The 2,462-nt window shown below is 38.5% G+C and carries 1 protein-coding gene and 3 pseudogenes; 2 read left to right on the top strand and 2 right to left on the bottom strand.

The genetic code is table 11. The features are described from left to right. Positions 1-42: 42 nt before the first annotated feature. Positions 43-346, bottom strand: a pseudogene (tnpA, locus tag ABF638_RS37700) (IS200/IS605 family transposase); the annotation flags it as partial. Between the two features lie 53 nt (positions 347-399). Here tnpA and ABF638_RS37705 point away from each other — a divergent pair. Next, entirely contained in the window at positions 400-1,587 is a 1,188-nt protein-coding gene (locus tag ABF638_RS37705) for an RNA-guided endonuclease InsQ/TnpB family protein (protein ID WP_435027841.1), read from the top strand. Here the strand turns inward: ABF638_RS37705 and ABF638_RS37710 are convergent. After that, positions 1,550-1,948, bottom strand: a pseudogene (locus ABF638_RS37710) (zinc ribbon domain-containing protein); the annotation flags it as partial. The gene ABF638_RS37705 and the pseudogene ABF638_RS37710 sit on opposite strands and share 38 nt — an antisense overlap. Positions 1,949-2,075: 127 nt before the next feature. Here ABF638_RS37710 and ABF638_RS37715 point away from each other — a divergent pair. Then, a pseudogene (locus tag ABF638_RS37715) lies at positions 2,076-2,272 on the top strand (ISKra4 family transposase); the annotation flags it as partial. Positions 2,273-2,462: the final 190 nt, after the last annotated feature.

Consider the following 2,462-nt stretch of genomic DNA (forward strand, 5'->3'; position numbering starts at 1 on the left):
GTGCAATTTATCTGGCTGCTTCTGTCATTTGGCTCAATTGATGACACGCCCTAGATGTTCCGCAAATTCTTGGCGAAGTTTTCTTGATGATACAGACTTTAGATTATTGACTAACTTGCTAAGTTCAACGTCTGGATGATACTGAAAGAGTAGGTGGTACATGATCTTCCTCGCCATTAAACTCTACCAGTTTACAATCCCATTTTTCTAGTAATTCTTGCATTAGAACATTTAGCCTATCCAGCATAAGTGAAGTGAAGGCTTTACGCCGATATTTAGTAACCAGCACTAAATGTACTTTCAGGTCACTAACAGACCTTCCTTTTGAAACAAAATCATCTTTCATATTATGTCTAAATCAGTGTATACTAAAAAGGTAACACTTGATTAGTCGAACAAGTGAGAACATCCTATCAGTACCGATTAAAACCAACGAAAGAACAAGCATTACATATTGATAAAACATTAGATATGCTGCGATACCAGTATAATTATCAGCTTGCTCAAAGGTTTGACTGGTATGAGCAAAATAGATGCTTTATAGATAGATGTTCACTTGTTGTTTGCCATATTCCAGAGTTGAAAGATAAGCCTAATAGGTTTAGTCAACAAGCAACGCTAACCCAACTTAAAAAAGACCGTCCTTGGTACAAAAGCATTCATTCTCAAGTTCTACAAGAAGTCCCTAAAAAAGTTGAGATAGCTTTTGACCGTTGGTTAAAAGGTAACGCTAATGGTAAACGTAGCGGCAAGCCTAGATTCAAAGGTAAAGGGCAGTATAAAACTTTTACATATCCGCAATTCAAAAAAGAGCATTTTCAAAACGATAAAATAATATTGTCAAAAATAGGTGCTGTAAAAGTAATCCTCCACCGTCAAATACCGGAAGGGTTTGACATTAAAACTGTAGCTGTTACCAAAAAAGCTGATGGATACTATGTAACTCTGAGCTTAGAAGATAAAACTGTGCCGACAGTCAAACCGGACTTTGACACTAACAATATTGTCGGGATTGATGTTGGGCTGATAGATTTTTATGTTGCCTCTGATAATACTAGAATTGCTGCACCAAAATATCTCCGCAAGGCTGAACAAAGATTAAAGTCAGCACAGAGAAGAGTCTCAAGACGCAAAAAAGGTTCTAATCGTCGTAAAAAAGCTATTAGAAAGCTAGGTATTCAACATAAAAAAGTAGCGGATACCCGTAAAGATTTTCATTTCAAGTCTGCTAATAACTTACTCAAAAAGTATGATGTTATCGCCGTAGAAAAACTCAATATCAAAGGACTGGCTAAGTCACGACTTGCTAAAAGTGTAAACGATGCTGGTTGGGGACAATTTATTTCGATACTGACAGTCAAAGCCGAGAACGCTGGACTGAAAGTTATTGCTGTAAACCCAAACGGCACAAGCCAGGAATGTTCTAATTGTGGCACTAAGGTAATAAAGCCACTATCAGAAAGAACGCACAATTGCCCTAATTGCAAGGTCAGTCTGTGTAGGGATCTAAATGCCTCTCTAGTTATAAAGGCGCGTGGGACACACGCCCTCAAAGCTCAATTAATGTCTTCACAGAAGAGTCATTGAGAAGCTCACGCTTACCTGTACTCAGGAAGCGTGAGTATGTCACACTAAGTGTTGTGCTTACTTTGCGGATGATATTGGCTGCTCCGTTGCAATCCGCATTAATATACCAATTCTGGCTCGTGCGGAACAATCCGCGTTTTACTCTGCGACCAGAAGATTTCCACCCATCGGGTTTTTCACCGTGTTTTGGTAGTGTATCCCCATCAACAAATGATGCTGCTGAGGTGTTAGCTTCTTCTGTCTCTATAAACTCAATGCCATACTGCTGGCACAGTTGCTTAATTCGCCCTTTGAGCCTAGCAGTTGGGATTTGTACAAATTGCTGGTTGCGTTTCTTCCCTAGATTAGTCTGTTGTTTGAGGGTGCATTCCATTTTTTATTATTCCAAAACAAATAAATAACAGGGAAGGATTGTTACAGAAAACGGAAGTCAGGAAGTAAAGGGACATCAGGAAGGGATAATAAAGTCATCAAGACTAGGTGTATCAATGACTCCTGAAGAAGAACAAAAAATAAAAGAATATTCTCGTGCAATAGCAAAGATACTGTACAAAAGTACTACGGGTGAGCAACTCACAAGTTTGGCAAAAATAGAAGAAGTAGTACGCTCTCAAATGCAGGAATATGTCATGCCAGAAGTAGGGGTTTTTTTATCGAAAATGCCACAGGAGAAAGCAGCGGATACAGTTTTATAACAATTGATTTTCAAGGCTACTTTACCGAAAGTTTTAATCCAAAAAATCATCCTCACTCTAATCCTATTAGTGAAGCTTATCGAAATAATAAGATTGATTTTCGGCTATTTTGGTCTGGGGAACATTTAGAGGATGTTTGAAAAGTCGGGAATGTTGTAAAAAAGCTCTCTCGGTATAGGC

Source organism: Nostoc sp. CALU 1950 (genome assembly GCF_051172895.1).
In the GTDB taxonomy this organism is placed as follows: domain Bacteria; phylum Cyanobacteriota; class Cyanobacteriia; order Cyanobacteriales; family Nostocaceae; genus Nostoc; species Nostoc edaphicum_A.